The sequence below is a fragment of the Mycobacterium asiaticum genome (assembly GCF_001668675.1).
In the GTDB taxonomy this organism is placed as follows: Bacteria; Actinomycetota; Actinomycetes; order Mycobacteriales; family Mycobacteriaceae; genus Mycobacterium; species Mycobacterium asiaticum_D.
This window is the reverse complement of the sequence record NZ_LZKQ01000108.1, coordinates 1-935: the sequence shown is the minus strand read 5'-3', so window position 1 is coordinate 935 and position 935 is coordinate 1. Positions and strand designations below refer to the sequence as shown.

The window sequence follows — 935 nt, the reverse complement described above, 5'->3', positions numbered from 1 at the left end:
GCGATGACGGGTGGCAACGGCGGTACTGGTGGCGCGGGCTGGAACGCCATCGTTCCGGGTGCCCACGGCGGTAACGGCGGGGCCGGGGGTGCCAACGGCTTGATCGGCGGCGGCAACGGCGGCGCCGGTGGGCCCGGCGGGACCGGGGGGACCGGCGCGCCCGGCGGCAACGGTGGCGTCGGCGGGCCCAACATTCAGCTGCTGTCGTTGAACGGCGCTGGTGGAACGGGCGGGGCCGGTGGTACCGGCGGGACCGGACATGCCGGCCTCGACAGCACCGTGCCCCAGGGGACGGGCGGTAACGGGTTTGCCGGCGGGGCCGGCGGTCAAGGCGGTGCCGGCGGCGCCAACCAAGCCCTGCTGGGTGGATTCGGCGGCACGGGCGGCACCGGCGGCACAGGCGGAATGGGCGGGTCAGGTGGCGCAGGCACGACACCAGACGCAGCCCACTTCGTAGCGGGTAATGGCGGTAACGGCGGAGCTGGTGGTGCCGCCGGCGCGGGAGGTGCAGGTGGCGCCTCCGGGATGCTGTTTGGGCACCCGGGCAATGGCGGACTGGGCGGTACCGGAGGTACCGGCGGCACGGGCGGTACGGGCGGCGCCGGCAACGCATTCAGCGGGTTCAGCTTCGCTGGCTACGGCGGCCAAGGTGGCATCGGCGGGGCCGGAGGCACCGGCGGCAGCTCCAGCGGCGCCGGTATCAACGGCACCGGTGGAGCCGGCGGTACCGGCGGCGCGGGCGGCTCCGGTGGCTTCAACGTGGGCACCGCGGGTACCGACGACGTGCTCATCGGGGGTGGTGGAGGCGGCGGCGGCGGCCCGCAGAATGGGACGGGGCCTGCGGGGCCCGGCGGGACCGGGGGCGCGGGCGGGGGCGGCGGCGGGCGGGGGGGCGCCGGTGGCGCCGGCGGCACGGGGGCGGGCGGTTAACCCCT

1 pseudogene is annotated in these 935 nt (G+C 77.1%); it reads left to right on the top strand.

Going from position 1 to position 935, the window contains the following annotated elements:
• Positions 1 to 930, top strand: a pseudogene (locus A9X01_RS31835) (PE family protein); the annotation flags it as partial.
• Positions 931 to 935 lie beyond the last annotated feature (5 nt).